General features: G+C 69.6%; 13 protein-coding genes. 9 read left to right on the top strand and 4 right to left on the bottom strand.

The window, feature by feature from the left end; translation table 11 throughout:
• Positions 1–136: 136 nt before the first annotated feature.
• The 9 genes from MF406_RS11475 (at position 137) to MF406_RS11435 (ending at position 10,657) form a co-directional block, all read left to right on the top strand.
• Positions 137–1,600 (top strand): S9 family peptidase, encoded by a 1,464-nt coding sequence (locus tag MF406_RS11475; protein ID WP_242893522.1) that lies wholly within the window; start codon positions 137–139, stop codon positions 1,598–1,600.
• 180 nt (positions 1,601–1,780) lie between these two features.
• Positions 1,781–2,599, top strand: a complete 819-nt coding sequence (locus MF406_RS11470; protein ID WP_242893519.1) for a PP2C family serine/threonine-protein phosphatase — start codon at positions 1,781–1,783, stop codon at positions 2,597–2,599.
• 129 nt (positions 2,600–2,728) lie between these two features.
• Positions 2,729–2,908 carry a hypothetical protein gene (locus tag MF406_RS11465; RefSeq protein WP_242893516.1) on the top strand — a complete coding sequence of 60 codons (180 nt, stop codon included), beginning with the start codon at positions 2,729–2,731 and terminating at the stop codon, positions 2,906–2,908.
• Between the two features lie 251 nt (positions 2,909–3,159).
• Complete coding sequence (locus tag MF406_RS11460; protein WP_242893514.1) at positions 3,160–4,428, top strand: ATP-binding cassette domain-containing protein; 1,269 nt, start codon at positions 3,160–3,162, stop codon at positions 4,426–4,428.
• 108 nt (positions 4,429–4,536) lie between these two features.
• Entirely contained in the window at positions 4,537–5,259 is a 723-nt protein-coding gene (locus MF406_RS11455; protein WP_242893511.1) for a hypothetical protein, read from the top strand.
• Positions 5,252–6,412, top strand: coding sequence for an ImmA/IrrE family metallo-endopeptidase (locus MF406_RS11450; protein ID WP_242893508.1), 1,161 nt, complete (start codon positions 5,252–5,254; stop codon positions 6,410–6,412). The genes MF406_RS11455 and MF406_RS11450 overlap by 8 nt, the downstream gene beginning before the upstream one ends.
• Before the next feature lie 138 nt (positions 6,413–6,550).
• Complete coding sequence (locus tag MF406_RS11445; protein ID WP_242893506.1) at positions 6,551–8,158, top strand: ATP-dependent endonuclease; 1,608 nt, start codon at positions 6,551–6,553, stop codon at positions 8,156–8,158.
• Complete coding sequence (locus MF406_RS11440; RefSeq protein WP_242893503.1) at positions 8,155–9,843, top strand: UvrD-helicase domain-containing protein; 1,689 nt, start codon at positions 8,155–8,157, stop codon at positions 9,841–9,843. Before MF406_RS11445 ends, MF406_RS11440 begins: the two co-directional genes overlap by 4 nt.
• Before the next feature lie 313 nt (positions 9,844–10,156).
• On the top strand, positions 10,157–10,657 hold the full coding sequence (locus tag MF406_RS11435) for a hypothetical protein (RefSeq protein ID WP_242893500.1): 501 nt from the start codon (positions 10,157–10,159) through the stop codon (positions 10,655–10,657).
• Here the strand turns inward: MF406_RS11435 and galE are convergent.
• The 4 genes from galE to MF406_RS11415 are packed head-to-tail and all read right to left on the bottom strand — an operon-like array spanning position 10,654 to position 17,002.
• Positions 10,654–11,631: a UDP-glucose 4-epimerase GalE gene (gene galE / locus MF406_RS11430; RefSeq protein ID WP_242893497.1), complete on the bottom strand. Its 978-nt coding sequence runs from the start codon at positions 11,629–11,631 to the stop codon at positions 10,654–10,656. The genes MF406_RS11435 and galE overlap by 4 nt on opposite strands.
• A complete protein-coding gene (galK, locus tag MF406_RS11425; protein WP_242893494.1) occupies positions 11,628–12,776 on the bottom strand; it encodes a galactokinase in 1,149 nt (382 codons plus the stop codon). The genes galE and galK overlap by 4 nt, the downstream gene beginning before the upstream one ends.
• A complete protein-coding gene (gene galT / locus MF406_RS11420) occupies positions 12,769–13,881 on the bottom strand; it encodes a galactose-1-phosphate uridylyltransferase (RefSeq protein WP_242893491.1) in 1,113 nt (370 codons plus the stop codon). Before galT ends, galK begins: the two co-directional genes overlap by 8 nt.
• A 43-nt stretch (positions 13,882–13,924) precedes the next feature.
• Positions 13,925–17,002, bottom strand: coding sequence for a DUF5107 domain-containing protein (locus MF406_RS11415; RefSeq protein WP_242893488.1), 3,078 nt, complete (start codon positions 17,000–17,002; stop codon positions 13,925–13,927).
• Positions 17,003–17,109: the final 107 nt, after the last annotated feature.

Here is a 17,109-nt window from a genome sequence, read left to right as displayed (position 1 = left end):
GCCGCGCCCGGCGTGGCTGAACGACCGCCGGGCGCCGGCACACAGACCCCGCCGGTCGCGCCGGCCCGGCCCGCCCCACCCCACCCACTAACCTGGGCCGGTGCGATACGGGCGGTTGGCGGCCACGATCGGGGCGGTGCTCCTGCTTGGTCTCCTCGGCTCCGTCGCCGGGCCCGGCTGGCACCCCCAGCCGCTGGAGCACACGGTCGTCCCGGAGACCCCGGACACCAGCATCGGCTCCGACGCCGGCACGACCGCCGTCGGGACCTACCCGGTCACCCGGACCGTGGTGACGGTGCCGGTCGAGGACGGCGTCACCGTGCAGGCCACCATCGCCGAGCCGGTCGGCGCCCCCGAGCCGCGGCCGGCCGTGCTGTTCATGCACGGCGCCGGCACCGCCACCCACGAGGGCTTCGCGGACACCACCGAGGCGCTCGCCTCGGCCGGGGTGGTGACGATGGTGCCGGACAAGCGCGCGGACACCTACACCACCCGGGACCGGGACTACGTGGGCATGGCGGCGGACTACCTGGACTCCTTCACGGTGCTGCGTACCTGGCCCGGCGTCGACCCGGGGCGGGTCGGAATCTACGGCGAGAGCGAGGGCGCCATGTCCGCACCCGTGGCCGCCGCCGACAACCCCGACGTCGCCTTCGTCGCCCTCGTCTCCGCCCCGGTGCTGCCCATCCGCGCCCAGGGTGCCCTCGCCGCCGACTCCTACCTCCGCGAGGTCGGCGTGCCCGGGCGGCTGCTGCGGGCGATCCCACGGCTCATCGGCGGGGCGTTCCCCGGCGGCGGGTTCGACTACTTCGACTTCGACGTGCGCCCCTACCAGCAGCGCCTCCACCAGCCCGTGCTGGTGGTCTACGGGACCGGGGACGCCTCCATGCCCATCGTGCAGGGCCCCCAGCTCATCGTCGCCGACCTCGCCGAGGCCGGGAACGAGCAGATCACCCTGCGCTACTACGACGGCGCCAACCACGGCATCCGCGTCGACGGCGACCTCGTCCCGACCTTCCCGCGGGACCTGGCGCGGTGGGTCCTCGGGCTGCCGGCCACCGCCGACGCCCCGCCCCGGGTCGCCGGCGCGGAGCCGGTCCAGGCCTTCCGGGCCGACCCCGTCGACCGGCCCCGGTGGTACGCCTCGGGCGACATGATCGTGGTCTCCGCGCTCACCGGCTGCGGCCTGGTGGTGCTGTCCGGCCTGCTCGCCCTGGCCGGGCGGCTCCCGCGGCTGGTGCGCCGCCGCCCCCGGAGCCTCCCGCGGCCGCTGGGCCGGTGGGTCGGCGCCCTGTGCCTGGCGACGACGGCGACCCTGGTGCTGTTCATCGCCTACCTGCTGGCCATCACCGACCTGGCGCTGAACTACCGCACCGACAGCCTGCTCGTGCAGGGCGGGTGGATCCTGGTCCAGGGCGTGGGGATCCTGGCCGTCGGGCTGCTCGTGCTGACCCTGGAGGGGGCCTGGCGGCAGGCCCGGGGGCGGGGCGCCGCGCCGGTGGGCGCGCTGCCCTGGGCGGTGCTGGGCACGGCGGTCACCGGCAGCGTGATCCTGCTCGTCTTCGCCGCCTACTGGGGGGTGTTCCCGGCGGTCATCTGACGGCCCGGCGACGGCGCTCGGTCGCCGGCGACGGCGGAGACCCCGCGGCGCGGGCGCCCGGTGGGCATGGCACGCTGGGCGCGACAGGTGACGACGGAACGAGGCGCGGCAGGGCCACGGGCGACGGCGCGGACGGGCTCCGCGCGGCTCCGTCCCGTTCGGCCGGAGGGAGATGGCGGCATGGAGACCCGGTGGGGCGTGGCCACCGACCGCGGCGACCGCGAGGTCAACGAGGACGCCGCCCTCGCCGAGCCGCCGGTCTTCCTCGTCGCCGACGGCATGGGCGGGCACACCCACGGCGCGATGGCCAGCCGGGCGGCCGTCGACGCCTTCCGCGACCTCGCCGCCCGCGCCCGCGCCCACCCCGATCCGCTGACCCCCGCCGACGTCGAGGCCGCCGTCGCCGCCGCTGCCGAAGCCATCTGGGCCGCGATGACCGGCGCCGACGCGCTCACGGACGACCCGCACGAACGGTCCGCCGCCGCCGGGTCCGTGCCCGGGCCGGACGCCGTCGCGGGGACGACGGTCTCCGGCGCGGTGCTCAGCACCGCCGACGGCGCCCCGGCCTGGCTCGTCCTGAACGTGGGGGACTCCCGGGTCTACCGCTGCGACGGCGGCCGGCTGACGCAGCTGACCGTGGACCACTCCCTCGTGCAGGAGATGGTCGACGCCGGCACCCTGCCTCCTGAGGAGGCCCGTCACCACCCCCGGCGCAACGTCATCACCCGGGCGGTCGGCACGGCCGCACCCGGGCCGGTCGACCTCTGGACGGTGCCGGTGCGGCCCGAGGACCGGCTCCTGCTGTGCACCGACGGGCTGCTCGAGCTCGCGGACGCGGAGATCGCCGAGGTCCTCACCGCGGTGACCGAGCCCAAGGAGGCGGCCCGGGCGCTGGTGGACCGTGCGGTCGCCGCCGGGGCGGAGGACAACGTCACGGTCGTCGTGGTCGACGCGCTGGGGGCCGGCGCCGCAGGTGCCGACTACGACGGCGGGCCCTGACGCCGCCGTCGGTCCCGCGTGGGCGCCGGCGGCCCGGGTCTGCACTATGGGTGGGCAGTGGCATCGGTCACCGTCCGGCCGTTACCCTCGCAGTTCACTCGAGCCGTTCGACCGATTGGGCTGCACGACATGAGGATCGCGATACCGGTAGCGATTGTCGCGGTCGTGGTGATCCTCGTGGGGGTGTTCGCCATCGGGCTGGACGAGGAGGCGGGACGCGTCGTCGCGGTCGTCGGCGTCGTCCTGCTGTGGCCGCTGGTCGACCGGTCGATCGACCTCGTCCGGGAGCGCAGACGCGCGCGGAGGTGAGTCGCCCGCAAGGGCGGACGACCAGCGTGTCGTCGCGGTCGGTGCACGAACGGCTCCCGGCCCCGCGGCCAGCCCCGGCGCCGCTCGAGGGCGGGTGCGGTCGATGGTCCGCGCGGGCGACGGCTCCTATTTGCGGTTGTCGGGCGCTGGGCCACCTCGGTAACGTGGCCGGGTGATCTCTTGAGCGTCGTCCACGTCCTGCACCCGCGGCAGCTGCCCGGCAGGAGTCGTCCGGACCGCCAAGGACACCCATGGCAACGCCACTCTCTTCTTCTGCTTCTGCGCACCTGCGGATCGACGGCGTGTCGGTCTCGTTCCCCGGTCGGCGCGTCCTGACCGACATCTCCTTCGTCGTCCCCGCCGGCGAGCGGGTGGGGCTGATCGGCGAGAACGGGTCGGGCAAGTCCACCCTGCTGCGGGTCGCCGCCGGACTCATGACGCCGACGGCCGGGACGGTGACGGCCCGCGCGCCGGGCGGCGGCACACCGAGCATCGGGCTGCTGCACCAGGAGCCCCCGTTCGGCCCCGCGGTCACGGTCGGCGCGGCGATCGAGTCCGCCGTCGCCCCGGCACACGACGCGATCGCCGCCGTCGACAGGTGCGCGCAGGCCCTGGCGGGCGCCCCCGACGACCCGGCGGCCGCGGACGCCTATGCCCGCGCCCTGGCAGAGGCGGAACGGCTCGGGGCGTGGGACGTGGACACCCGGATCGCCACCATGCTCGCGGGCCTCGGCCTGCCCGACCTGCCCCGCGCCCGGCGGACCGGGGAGCTGTCGGGCGGGGAGCGCGCCCGGCTGTCGCTGGCGTGGCTGCTGCTGCGCGGCCCGGAGGTCCTGCTGCTGGACGAGCCCACGAACCATCTCGACGACGACGCCGCCGCGCACCTGCGCAGCGTCCTGCTGGGCTGGGGCGGGCCGGTGCTGATGGCCAGCCACGACCGCGCGTTCCTGGACGAGGCGGTGACCGCGCTGGTCGATCTCGACCCGGCCCCGGTCCCGCACGCCGTGTCCGGCCCGCTGGCCGACGACGGCCCGGGCTCGGGGATCGGGACGACGAAGTTCACCGGCAGCTACACCGACTACCTGCAGGCCCGCGCCGACGCCCGGGCCCGGTGGGAGCGGCAGTACCGCGACGAGCAGGCCGAGCTGAAACGGCTCCGGGCCGCGGTGACCGGCAGCCAGCGCGTCGGGCACGACGACGCCCGGCCGCGTACCGAAGCGCGCGCGGCCAAGAAGTTCTACGCCGACCGCAACGCCAAGGTGGTCGCCCGCCGGGTCAACGACGCGCGCGCCCGTCGGGACGACCTCGACGCCCGGCAGATCAGGAAGCCCCCGGACCAGCTCCACTTCACCGGCCTCACGGTCGCCGGAACCCCGGGCCCGGCAACCGGGCCGCTCCTCACCGCCACCGCGGTCGCGTCGGCCGGCCGGCTGGCGCCGACCTCACTGACCGTCAGCGGGGGCGAGAAGTGGCTGGTCACCGGCACCAACGGGGCAGGCAATACCACATGGGAAGTCTGACGCCAGTAACGACCATCGGCGACGACTCGCCGATCAATAGTGAGCGGTTGGCGTCGAAAAATGAAGTGATGTGCTAACTTCTCTGTAGGCGGATGAAGGGAGCCTCGGGTGGCGATCGACGAGAGACGTGCATGGGCACTGCGGGCGCTGGGAGCCGATGGGGTGCGGGTGCGGGAGCAGATCTCGGCCATCATCCGCGACTGCCACGAGAAGATGGCGAACGCGCAGGCGGAAGCCGACATGAAGCACACTGGGGTGTACGGGCAGATCTGGCGCAAGTGCCTGGATGAGTTCGTTGCGGTGCTCGGGCGGCTTCCCTCGGCTGAGATAATCCCGCGGCGGGGCTACAAGCTGGTCTCGTTCAACGGCGTGGTCCTGTTCCCGTGGCGCTTCGCCCGGGAGCGTTCCACGGACATCGGATCGCGTCCTTTCGCGGTGTCGGACACGCGCATCTCCCTCTTCACACAGGAGCGGGATCTCGCGCAGCAGCGTCTCGACATCGAGTTCGAGCACCCGGAACTGACCGAGGAGGAGCGGGAACTTCTCGACGCCGAGGCCAAGGCGCTTGAGGAGACGCTGTCGTCCCACCGTGTCGTGGTCGTGCCCTATGCGAGCAACCCGTCTGCGCTTCACAGCATCGACTGGGGGGAGGCGACTCTGGGCGCCGATGGCTACCTCACCTTTGCATCGATGGAGTCGTTGCTCGACGTCGGACTGGGCTCGCTGGTAGATGTCGAGCCTGCGGAAGACGAGGCCTTCTCGGACGGCCCCATTCCGCGACCTCAGCTGGGAGTGAAGGAGGAGGAGGCAGACGGAGGCGCTCATGGATGACCGGGACACACTGTTCTCCCTGGTGGAGACATCCGATCGCCCTGATCTCGGTACTGTCGCGGGCAGCTTCGATCCTGCACGCCTGACACAGGCGCGTTTTGCGGCAGGTCTGTCGAAGGCGAAGCTCGCCGACCTCGTCGGAGTGACGCCCGCGGCCATCGGCCAGTACGAGTCACAGTCCTCCACGCCGCGACGCGACCTCCTACCGGTGCTCGCGCGCGAACTACACGTGCCCGTGGACTACTTCGCAACCGGCAGGCCGATTGGTCGAGTGGACGGATCGCAGGCGCACTTCCGGAGCTTGCGTTCGACGTCCGCGCGGGACCGCGCGAAGGCGATCGCCTTCATCGAGCAAGTGTGGGAGCTGACGTTCGCGCTGGAGAAGAAGGTCCGCTTCCCGGAGGTCGATCTACCACCGATCGACCGGGGACACGCGGACCCGATTTCGGTTGCCCAGGCACTTCGCTCGCAGTGGGGTCTCGGCGTGAAGCCGGTGAAGCATCTGGTCGCCTTGGCGGAGTCGCACGGGATCGTCGTCAGTCTGCTCACGATGGCGAACGCGGACGTCGCTCGCGTCGGTGCCTTCTCGACGTCTCACCTGGCAAGGCCAATCATCGTCGTCACCCCGGAACGAGCGAAGTCTGTGTTCGTGTACCGGTTCACGATTGCGCACGAGCTCGGACACGTGCTCCTGCACGGCGAGGCGGCGCCGGGCGACAAGCAGCAGGAACGCGAAGCGGACCAGTTCGCCGCTGAGTTCCTCACGCCGCGCTCCCAGATCACGAACCTGCTGCCACGCACGGTGAACTTGTCGCGGCTGGACGAGTTGTCGCGACACTGGGGTGTCTCCGTCGACTCGCTGCTGCTGCGGATGAAGGAGACCGGCACGGTGTCCGATGCATCGATCCGGCGCGGATACCAGAAGCTGAACCAGTTGCGCAGCTCGGGACTGGAAACACCCGAACCCGTGAACGCCTACCCCGGGGAGGTGCCCTCGATGCTCGCGCAGGCTGCCGAGCTCGCCGATCAAGCAGGCTACGGGCATGCCGACCTCGCACGGGAGCTGAGATGGTACCCCGCGCGGGTACGCGAGGTACTCGGCGCAGAAGACCCCCGACCAGCCCTGCGACTCGTCAGCGACTCACAGCAATAGAACCTGCGGCGCTTCAGGCGTGAGGACGCAGTTCGATGCGAAAGCCGATCCTCCCGGGCACAAGTCGGCGGACCCGACCCGCTCATCGGCAGACTCAACAGACCTGACCAGGCATCACTACTAGCGGATGAAGACTCAATGAAGCTCACTCGTCTCCACATTCAGAATCACAGCCGGATCGCGGACATCGCGATCGACATCCGCGACCATCTGGTGTTGGTGGGTGCGAACGACGTCGGGAAAAGCTCCGTGCTGCGTTGCCTTCAGCTCGTCCTCGGCGCATCGACCGCCCAGCTGTACGCGCAGATCACAGGGGAGGACTTCCGTAACGCCGACAACGAGTTCGTCGTGGAGGTTGAGCTCGCGGACTTCTCGGATGATGAGAAGGCGGCCTTTCCGGACGAGATCGACGTCGACGCGAACACCGGCGCCGCGACACTCGCGCTTCGGCTGAGCTCGACCATCGACGCAAACGAGACGCTGAACATCGAACGAATCGCCGTAGGCGCCGGAACTCGACGTCAGCTGTCGAGGCCGCAGCTCGATGCGATCGGATGGCGGTTCCTCAGCGCCACTAGCCAGGCGCGTGAGCTTCGTGACGATCGTCGCTCGGCGCTCCGAGACCTCCTGGAAGCGGTCGAGCTGGGCGCCGAGAAGGGGGACTTCGACGATGCCGTGCAGCAGCTGGCAACGGTGCTGTCACAGTCGACTGTCATGGAAGGTGTCCGGGCGGACCTTGCTACGCAGCTGACGAAGGCGCTGCCGTCGATGATCGACACTGATGATCTGGCGTTCGTGCCTGGGTCATCGGCGGAGCAGGACGTCCTGAGCGATGTGCGCCTGCAGATCCAGAAGGACGGGGAGCTACGGGATCTCACGGCACAGTCCGACGGGATGCGGGCGTTGTACGCGATCGCGCTGTATGACCTGACAAGCTCGGGCGCCAACGTCGTGGGAATCGACGAACCCGAGATCCACCTCCACCCGACCAGCCAGCGCAGCCTGGCGCGTCTGCTCAAAGCCAGCAGCAATCAGAAGATCATCGCGACACACTCACCGGACATCGTCGGCGCCTTCGATCCCGACTCCATCGTCGTCGTCAAGTCCGGCGGCGTACTCGTCCAGCCACAGGCCGGCTTCCTGACCAGCGACGAGCGGTTGACGGTGCGCTGGTGGGTGCGCGACCGGCTCGAGCCGCTGACCGCCCGCCGGGTGATCGCAGTCGAAGGCATCGCGGACCGGATCATCGTTGAGCGAGCCGCGGACCTCACCAACCGGACCCTCGACCGGCTCGGGGTCTCACTGATCGAAACGAACGGTGCGGGCGACATGGGCGCGATCAACACCCTGTTCGGACCTAGAGGCTTCGACGTTCCGCTGTCCTTGCTGATCGACGCGGACGCGGAGGTTGACACCGCAACCAAGCTGGGCGTGCACCCAGCGGATCTGAACGCCAACTTCGTATGGGTGTCGCGAGCGGATCTCGAGGACGAGTACGTGGCCGCCATCGGAGCCGCGCCCCTACAGGCCGCACTGGCAGCTTCGACGCTCTTCAAGCCGAACCAGCTACGCACGCTGAGGGCTTCGGGCCAGGGCGGGACGTTCACCGACGCCGACGTGGCGAGCTTCTGCCGGTCCTACAAGGTCAACGCGGCGCTGGTCGCAGTCTCAGTACTCGACGAGGCCGCTGCCCGGGCGATCCGCAGCATAGAGGGGATGCTGGCGCAGATTGAGGTCTCCCTGTGACTGTCGAGCCCACCGCAGCTCAGATCCAGATTCGAGACAGCGGCCAGATGGGCCTGCTGGTCGTCGCACCGGCCGGGTGCGGAAAGAGCGAAGCGCTCGCGCTGCGTGTGCAGGGGATGCTCCGACGCGGCATCGCCACAGGTGCACGTCGACTCCTGGTCGCCACCTTCTCCAACCGTGCGAAGGACAACATCCGAGAACGCTTGCGCCACTACCTGACCCCGACAGAGCTCCGCGACAAGGTGACTGTCATCAACTTCCACGGGCTCTCCGCTCGCCTCTACCGGTCGCACGCTGCCGCGATCGGCTTGGACCCGGAGTGGACCCTGCCGGAGAACGACTGGGTGAAGGAACAGTGCCAGCGCGCCGGACTCAACTACGGGCAGGCCTCCGGCGTCGACAAGGTGCTCCAGCGGATCAAGCAGGACCCAGTGGACGACACCGAAGTGCTTCGCCTCGTCGAAGCACACGGGAACGTCGACGCCCTCGAGATCGAACAGCTTCGTGCACGGGACCAGCAACTGACCTACGACGACCTGCCCCGCATGGCCGAGCTGATCCTGGCACGAGACGAGGTCGCTGATCTCTACCGTGCGCACTTCGCCGCGGTCGTGGTCGACGAGTTCCAAGACCTCACCCCACAGCAACTGCGGATCATCAACCGGATCGGCGCCGGCCGCACCACCTACGCCGGTGACCTAGCCCAGGGCATCTACGGCTTCACTGGCGCCAAGCCCGAAGAGGTGTACGCGCAGATCACCGACGAAGTAGGCGAGGTTGTTCAACTGACCGAATCGCATCGATCGTCGCCAGCCGTGCTCGCCTCGGTGAACGCTCTGGTGCCGCTCACGCAAGGAACCGCGCTCACTTGTGCGGCTCCCGACAGCTGGCCATCCGGTGGCATCGCCGTCGAAGTGGGCCATCAGACCGCAGACGAGGAAGCGGCCTGGGTTGTCAAGCTCGCCAGAGCCATCCTGTCTCGCGCCCCGATTCAGCGCATCGGCGTCATCTCTCGCATCGGATCGAGGCGCCGTTTCGCGGATGCCGCGTTCGCCGCTGAGGGTGGGTTTGAGGTCCACCGGTGGGACGACGGCGTGCTCGACACCGATACCGCTCGTCGGGTCAAGCCGGTTCTGGCAGGCATGGACGCTGCTGCGGTACTTGACGCGGACGACTCGATCGAGTTCCTGCGGGACTTTGCCGAGTTCCATCAGATCCAGGATCCCGCGGATCGGCTCGCGCTTGCTGACGCCCTGGGCTGGGTACTTGAGCTGCTCACGCAGGGGCTGACACCGGCCGAGATCTCGAAACGGATCCGAGTCGGTGACAACTCGACCCTGCTCACCAAGCCAGGTGTACACCTGCTCTCCGGCCACGCAGGCAAGGGCCAGCAGTTCGACTGGGTCGTTGTCATCGGCCTCGAGGACGGCAACGTTCCCTTCTTTGAGGCAAAGAGTGACGATGCGCTGCGAGAAGAGGCGCGCGTTCTGTCCGTGATGATGTCACGAGCCAGGCACGGGCTCATCCTTTCCCACGCGGTGGCAGTGCCCGCGCAGAGCGGGAGAGTGTTCGCCAAGGACCCGTCGCGGTTCCTCACTTCTGAGCTGAGAGCGACCCTGACTGATGGAGCTGGACTCGTTCAGTGGTTCGGGACCGCATCGTGGGACGAGATCGCCAAGCGCTGACCCGGAAGTATCGAACCATCCACCGGCAGTGACGTCAGACATCGCTGTAGCAGTCCCGAGCAACGTGACCACATCGTGTGCGAGTCGGCTGAGCTCCGGGATCCGTCTGGTCGTCTGAACCGGTTCGTACCTTCGTAGTGTGGAACGGTCACCAGAGCGAAGGGCGCACACCGAGCGCGATCGCACGTACGAGCTACAGTCACAAGAACTCGTCCGAGGCGGTGGCGTGCTCAATCCAGGGTCTGACTCGGTCCCATCGATGCGGTGGCATGATCTCGCCGGACGTGCCGGTCGGAACGACAAGCCCGCAATCTTGCTCACCGCGATCGCGATGGGGGCGATGACCGATCCGCAAGAGATCCGGATCGGTCTGGAGGATGCGTGGACGACTGCCGAGTGGCCGGGTCGGGCTGCGGACTATGACGTGTGGCTGATGGCGTTCGACGTGGCTCTCGTCGAGGGGCACTACCTGCATGAGCATGAGCTCCGTGAGCACTCGGCGTTGCCTGAGACGCTCAGGGTCTACCGTGCGGCGACCGAGGGGCACGAGCTCGGGTTGTCGTGGACGACGAGCTTCGAGCGTGCGCACTGGTTCGCTACCCGTATCGGGGCGATCGGTGGGAGGCCGCATCGGATCATGGAGTTGGACGCTCCTCGCGAATGGGTGCTCGCGCACTTCAATGACGGCCGGGGTGAGAGCGAGTACGTCGTCGACACGACGCGGATGTCCGAGGGTGGTCTCCGCGAGGTCATTCCGGAGGAATGGGAGTACTTGCTGGCGCAGGAGCAGGGCGGTGCTGCACGCGATACCTAGTTGGCTGTGCGGGCTGCGGACCAGGCGGAGGAGATCATCTCGTCGAGCGTGTGCCGCATCGTCCAGTCGAGGTCGCGCGCAGCTGCCGTGCCGTCGGCGACGATGCTGGCGGGGTCGCCGGGGCGGCGAGGAGCGATCGTCGGGGTGAAGGCGATATCGGTTGTTCGGGTGATGGCGTCCATGAGCTGCGTGACAGATGCGCCGGTTCCGGATCCCAGGTTGTAGACGGGACGCAGCGGGATGCCGCGTTCCAAGCGGTCTGCCGCGGCGGCATGTGCGAGGGCGATGTCGCCGACGTGCACGTAGTCGCGCACGTTCGTGCCGTCGGGGGTTGGGTAGTCGTTGCCGTTGATCTGCGGGGTCTGACCTTCTCGCAAGGCGGTGAAGACCTTCGGGATGAGGTTGTGCGGTGAGGTGTCGTGAATGCGCGGTGTCGAGGATCCGATGACGTTGAAGTAGCGGAGCGCGACGCCGGAGAATGCTCTGCCCGCGAGCGCTGCGGCCTTCGCCTCGTCCGCGAGGAGCCATTCGCCCACGAGCTTTGATTGGCCGTACGGCGATTCGGGTGCGGTCGGGGTCTCTTCGGTGACACGGTCAACGTGTGGGGTGCCGTAGACGCCGGCGCTCGAGGAGAACACCATCCTCGTCACGCCTGCCTCGCGCATGGCGGCGAGAAGCTCGATCGTGCCGGTAACGTTCTGGCGGTACGTGTGCAGGGGCCGCTGGACCGAGACGCCGGCGTACTTGAACCCGGCGAGGTGTACGACACCGTCGACTCGTTCTGTGAATGCTTGGCGCAGCGCGTCGTGGTCGAGCAAGGAGCCCTCGACGAACGTCGCCTGTTCGGGCACGAACTCGCGGTGCCCGCTGGAGAGGTCGTCGAGGACGGTGACCTCCCTGCCGGTGGTGAGTAGCGTTTCGGCGACGTGGGCGCCGATGTAGCCGGCGCCGCCGGTGACCAGCCAGCGGGTCATGTCCCTTCCTCTCGGATCGCGCCGCCGCTCGCTTGGACGGGGAACACCACCGGGCGGGCATGGCCGGCATGTTCCACGGTGTCGGCGATGTGGGAGGCGACGCGCTCGACGTCGTCGAGGTCGACCAGGGCGACGGATGCTCCGCCGAAGCCGCCGCCCGTGAGCCGCGCGCCGTACGCACCGGCCGAGAGTGCCGCATCGACGGCGGTGTCGATCGCGGAGACGGAGATCTCGAAGTCGTCACGCAGCGAGGCGTGGGCCTGCGTCAGCAAGGGGCCGATCTTCGTGGGGTCGCCCGCCTCGAGCAGCCGCGCGGCGGCGAAGCAGCGGGCGGTGTCGGTGACGACGTGCCGCATCCGGCGGAACTCCACGTCCGGCATGCTGCCTTCCCACGCTGCGACCGACTCGACAGGGATCTGCGCCAGGTGGTCCACGCTGGCGAACGCGGCAGCCCGCTCGCACTCAGCCCGCCGTTTGCGGTACCCACCGGTGGTGTGGTCGTGCCGTACGGTCGAGTCGACGACGAGCAGTGCGAGGTTCGCTTCGGCCAGGCCCAAGGGAACCTGCCGTGCCGTGCCGCGAGCGAAGTCGAGCAGCACGCCGGCTCCGGGCCGGGTCAGGAGGGCAGCGGACTGGTCGAGCGTGCCGGTCGGGGCCCCGGCGATGATGTTCTCCGCCCGCTGACACACCCGCACCATGGTCCTGCGATCGAGCCCCAGGCCCCACAGCTCGTCGAGCGCGATGCAGACGGCGGCCTCGATCGCAGCCGACGAGGAGACACCGACGCCGACGGGCACGTCGGAGTTGATCCAGGCGTCGAAGCCAGCGACGTCCTCGAGATCCACGATCTCCCCGAGCGCCCACACGATCCCGAGCACATAGGCGGCCCACCCGACAGGGCGCGTCGTGCCTGAGACGAGGTCGTCGATCTCGAGTTCCACGATGTCGTCGGCGAAGCTCGTGCCGACGCGTGCGACGCGCTCCGCGCGGAGCGCGACAGCGACGCGCGCCCTGCGGTCGATCGCGAACGGTAGGCTGGCGCCACCGTTGTAGTCGGTGTGCTCTCCGATGAGGTTCACACGTCCTGGCGCCGACCAGACACCGGATGGCTCGGTTCCGAACGCCGCAGCGAAGGCGTCACGCATGCGCTTGCTCGCCGATGCGGGTCGCGGGGTCGGCGTCGACACGGGCGAGCGCGTCCCGCAACCTCTGCGCGCCGGCCTCGGGCACGATGTCGCCCACCCAGGCACCCATCGCTGCCTCGGACCCGGCGAGGTACTTCAGCCGGTCGGTGCCGCGGCGTGGGGAGGTGATCTGCCAGGTGAGCCGGACAAGGTCGCGGTCCTCACGCACCGGTGCTTGATGCCACGCGGCGATGTACGGCGTCGGGCCGTCATAGAGCGCGTCGAGCGCTCGCAGCAGACGCAACGAGAGGACCGCGAGGTCGTCTCGTTCCGTGTCCCGGGTCGCGGCGAGGTCGGGGATGCGCCGTTTCGGCTGGACGTGCAGCTCGATCGGCCACCGTGCCGCGAACGGGACGTAGGCCGCCCAGTGGTCGGTCTCGGCGACCATGCGCGGGCCGGCGAGCTCGCGCTGGAGGATCTCACCCTGCAGGTCGCCGTGGTGCTGACGGGCCTGGGTGAGCAGCTGCTGCGTGCGCGGGGTGACGTAGGGGTAGGCGTAGATCTGACCGTGCGGGTGGTGCAGGGTGACTCCGATCTCGACGCCTCGATTCTCGAAGACGAACACCTGCTCGACACCCTGCAGCGCGCTGAGCGCCTCGGTGCGGTGCGCCCAGGCGTCGATGATCGTACGAGCCCGTTGCGGGGTCTGTGTCGCGAAGGATCCGGTGCGATCGGCGCTGAAGCACACGACCTCGCAGCGCCCGGACGCGACCGTGCTCCGTTCCACACCGGTCATGACGCTGAGGTCGCCCAGCGCCGGGCCGAACGCTGGTGAGCGGTTCTCGAACACCGCGACCTCGTAGTCGTCCGGGATCTCGCTCGGGTTCGAGGGGGTCTGCGGTGCGAGCGGATCGAACTCGGCCGGCGGCAGGTGGGCACGGCCTTGGCGGGCTGAGGCGACGGTGATCCAGTCGCCGGTGAGCGGGTCGCGGCGCAGTTGCGGCGTGTCGGGACGTGGATCGAGTGTGCGCGGATCCGACGTCGGGACTCGCTGGGGCGCGCCGTCGGCGTCGAAGTACAGCAGCTCACGGCCGTCCGCGAGCGTCGTGCTCGTGATCGTCGTCATCGTGGTCGAGTCACCTCGATCGGTGCGATAGGGATGGTGGTGTTCACGGTCGGTCCTTGGGCGGGAAGAGGAGCAGGTCGGGCAGCGAGGTAGCGAAGTAGTCGATGGTTCCGTCGGGGAGGATGGGGTCTACCGCGGTGTGGGTCTGGATACGGCGGCGTGCGTCGGCGGCGTCCTGCGGGCGGCCGAGCGCGTCGAGCAGGGCGGAGAGTCGGCTGTAGATGCGGGTTGTGTCGGCGAGTTCGTGGCGTGCCTCGCCGAGGTGAGCGGGCACGTTGATGGCTGCTTCGACTGCGGCCAGTGCCCTGGGGAGGTCTCCGGTGGTCTCGAGACGGTCGGCGATGGCGAGGTGGAGGTCTTCCCATGCGGCCAGCACGCGGCCTTCGCCGCCTTCCCAGGGAGCGAAGCGGCGTGTGGCCAGGATGGCGGCTGCGTCGTCGAGGCGGTCGGAGTCGATGAGCAGGCGGCAGTAACCGGTGGTGGCGTCGTCGCGGTGCAGGACGAGGTCCCGGTGCTGCTCGAGCAGCTGGAGCCGCTCGCCGGTGTTGACGTGGGCGCGGGCCCGGAGCTGGTCGCTCTCGTAGACCAGGCGTGCGTCGGGTCGTTGCTCGAGGGCCGCGTCGTACAGGGCGAGTGCACGGTCGATGTCGCCGTCGACGGTGTACGTGGCGATCGCGGCGTTGCGCAGGGTCACGGTGCTCACCGGACCGGAGGCGATCGCCGCGCGCCACAGGTCGAGGGCCTCAGCGGTGCGCCCGGCATCGAACAGCAGCGTCGCGAGGAGGCTCTTGGCGCGACCGTCTGAGGGGTCGGCGACGATCGCGGCGACGAGCGCATCGTGGTCGTCCAGCCCGGCGGGGAAGCACAGCTCCTCGGGCGCCTGCCGGGCCTGTGCACGAGCATGTGCCGCTTCGTCCGGGCGGCCGAGGTCGTCCAGGAGACGGGCGCGGTGGTAGTGCGCCATCGGTCGGGCTTCACCGGCGTTGGTGCGCTCGAGTCCGCCGGCGATCATGAGGACGTCCAGCGCGTTGTCGGCATCGCCGGAGTGGGCGAGGTCGAGGGCGACGTCGATGATGGTCCGTGCGTCCAGCCCGTCGAGCGCCGAGGCGCCGTGTCGCAGGAAGCGGCAGGTGTGGTCGAGCGGTTCGATGCTCAGGACCGTGTCGAGCACCTGGGTCGCCTGCGCCGCCTGGCCGAGGCGGCGCAGCAGGGCCGCGTGCACGGCGTGGGCGCGAGTGTCGTCGGGTGCGGCGGCCAGAGCCGCGGTGACCTTGTCGAGGGCGGTGGCGTGGTCGCCGGTCTGGGCGGCGATGCGCGCGAGCTCGAGGGATGCTGGTGCGAGCCAGTGCCGGTCCCAGGCGGCCTTGGCGAACGCGTCGAACGCTTCCTCCAGCCGGCCGGTGCGGGTGAGGGTGAGGCCGAGCAGGTAGGAGGTCTCTCCGTCGCGGGGGTTGGCGTTGTGCACGGTGAGCCGGTCCAGGGCACGGCGCAGGTGTGCTTCGGCGTCCGTGTACCGGCCGTGGCGGTATCGGTCGGCGCCGAGGGCGAGGTTGCAGCGCGCATCCCCGGGGTCGCGTCGCAGGCCCTCCTGCCAGTACGGGATCGGTGAGCGGGTGGGGTGCCGGTACTGGGACAGGTGCACGCCGGTGAGATAGAGCTCGTCGACGCTGCCGATCTCGTCGGGTTGGAGCGGTGCGACGGCGACATCCGGTTCGGCGGCGTCGACCGGGACGCGGGGGTTCCACTGCAGGATGACGGCGTCGTCGTGTTCGAGGACGATGCGTGCGTCCGACGCCGCGACGTCGTCGGTGAGCAGTGTCGACCAGGTCCAGGGCGTGTCGGGTGCGAGGTCGACGCGCTGGTCGTAGAGCACGTTGTCACGGACGGTGATCTGGATCCGCGCCCCGGGGCGTTCGCGGGTGACGGCGATGCCGGCGCTGAGCCGGTGGTCGCTCACGTCGAGGTGGACGGCGGCCTCCTGGTTGGCCTGGTGCGCCACGTCGATGCCCTGATACGGGAACCAGGTCTGGTGGAAGGTCTTGGTCTCGCCGGGTTCGAGCCAGGCGAAGTCGGGCTGGTTGTCGGTGTAGACACCGGCCATGAGTTCGACGTAGGGGCCGTCGGCGTCGGTGAGGAGGCGATCCCAGGCGTGCCCGAAGGGGGCGTTGCCCCAGGTCCACTGCTTCTTGCCCGGGGCGATGTGGCGGTCGGCGACGTGCACGAATCCGGCGCCGGCGGCGTGGTCGTATCCGCCGAAGAAGTCGTCGCGGGTGCCGGTGACCATGTAGGAGGTGGGCACGGGGATGTTGCGGTAGAAGTCGATCCGGTCCCCGCCGGTCTCGTGCCGTCGGGTGTAGTCGAATCCGTAGTACGGGCGGTCGGCCTCGGGGAAGGCGGTGATGGCGCGCCGGGCGTGATCGGCGACGTAGGCGACGTCGGTGGGGAAGAAGGACTGGTAGTCGTCGTGCACGCGGGCGGCGACGTTGGCCCACCACAGGAACGTCTGCGTTTCGCTGGTGCGGTTGTGCAGGCGCACGACGAGCTCCACGACGGCGCGGTCGGGGTGCAGGCGCACGCCGTGGGTGCCGCGCATGCGGGTGAACGGGTCGTGGTCGGAGCACCAGACCGTGACACTGCCGTCGTCGTGCTCCTCGATCTGCGTGCACACCGGCAGGAAGGTCGCCGGGCGGTGGTGCTGGGGCCAGTTGAACTCGACGCCGCCGGAGATCCACGGGCCGGCGAGTCCGACGAGGGCGGGCTTGATGACGTTGTTGCGGTAGAAGAAGTCGTAGTCGGCGCTCTTGTCGTAGCCGATATGGATGCGCCCACCGAGCTCAGGCAGCACCATCAGGCGGATCCACCGGTTCTCCAGATGGATGGCCTGCCACTGCCGGGGGGACGCCTCGTGGTCGACGCGGTCGATGAACGGGATCGGGTAGACCCGGCCGCTTGATCCCTGGTAGACGCGGCGGTCGACGAACAGCGGATACGGGTCGGGGTTGCCGACAGCGTAGGTGCGGATCGTCACCGGCTGCGGCCAGGCCACCGCACCCCCGTTCGTCAGCCGGGTGGCGAGATGTTCGGGGGCGTCGGGAAGCGTGAGCGTGACGTCATCGTGCATGTCTCCAGCCAACCTCCCGCCGACAGCTCGCACCAGGGCCCGGCTTACGCATTACCTGGACGATTCACCGATCGTCGGCAAGGATGGGTGGGTGCCGATCGAAGAGG

This window comes from Georgenia sp. TF02-10 (assembly GCF_022759505.1).
GTDB lineage: Bacteria > Actinomycetota > Actinomycetes > Actinomycetales > Actinomycetaceae > TF02-10.
Note: the sequence above shows the minus strand (reverse complement) of the source record. Positions and strands in the feature narration are given on the sequence as shown.

Bases quoted from the DNA above. Each gene is read 5' to 3' on its own strand.
- MF406_RS11470 (WP_242893519.1), top strand. From the start codon at position 1,781: ATGGAGACCCGGTGGGGCGTGGCCACCGACCGCGGCGACCGCGAGGTC.
- MF406_RS11465 (WP_242893516.1), top strand. From the start codon at position 2,729: ATGAGGATCGCGATACCGGTAGCGATTGTCGCGGTCGTGGTGATCCTC.
- MF406_RS11460 (WP_242893514.1), top strand. From the start codon at position 3,160: ATGGCAACGCCACTCTCTTCTTCTGCTTCTGCGCACCTGCGGATCGAC.
- MF406_RS11450 (WP_242893508.1), top strand. From the start codon at position 5,252: ATGGATGACCGGGACACACTGTTCTCCCTGGTGGAGACATCCGATCGC.
- MF406_RS11445 (WP_242893506.1), top strand. From the start codon at position 6,551: ATGAAGCTCACTCGTCTCCACATTCAGAATCACAGCCGGATCGCGGAC.
- galE (WP_242893497.1), bottom strand. From the start codon at position 11,631: ATGACCCGCTGGCTGGTCACCGGCGGCGCCGGCTACATCGGCGCCCAC.
- galK (WP_242893494.1), bottom strand. From the start codon at position 12,776: ATGCGTGACGCCTTCGCTGCGGCGTTCGGAACCGAGCCATCCGGTGTC.
- galT (WP_242893491.1), bottom strand. From the start codon at position 13,881: ATGACGACGATCACGAGCACGACGCTCGCGGACGGCCGTGAGCTGCTG.
- MF406_RS11415 (WP_242893488.1), bottom strand. From the start codon at position 17,002: ATGCACGATGACGTCACGCTCACGCTTCCCGACGCCCCCGAACATCTC.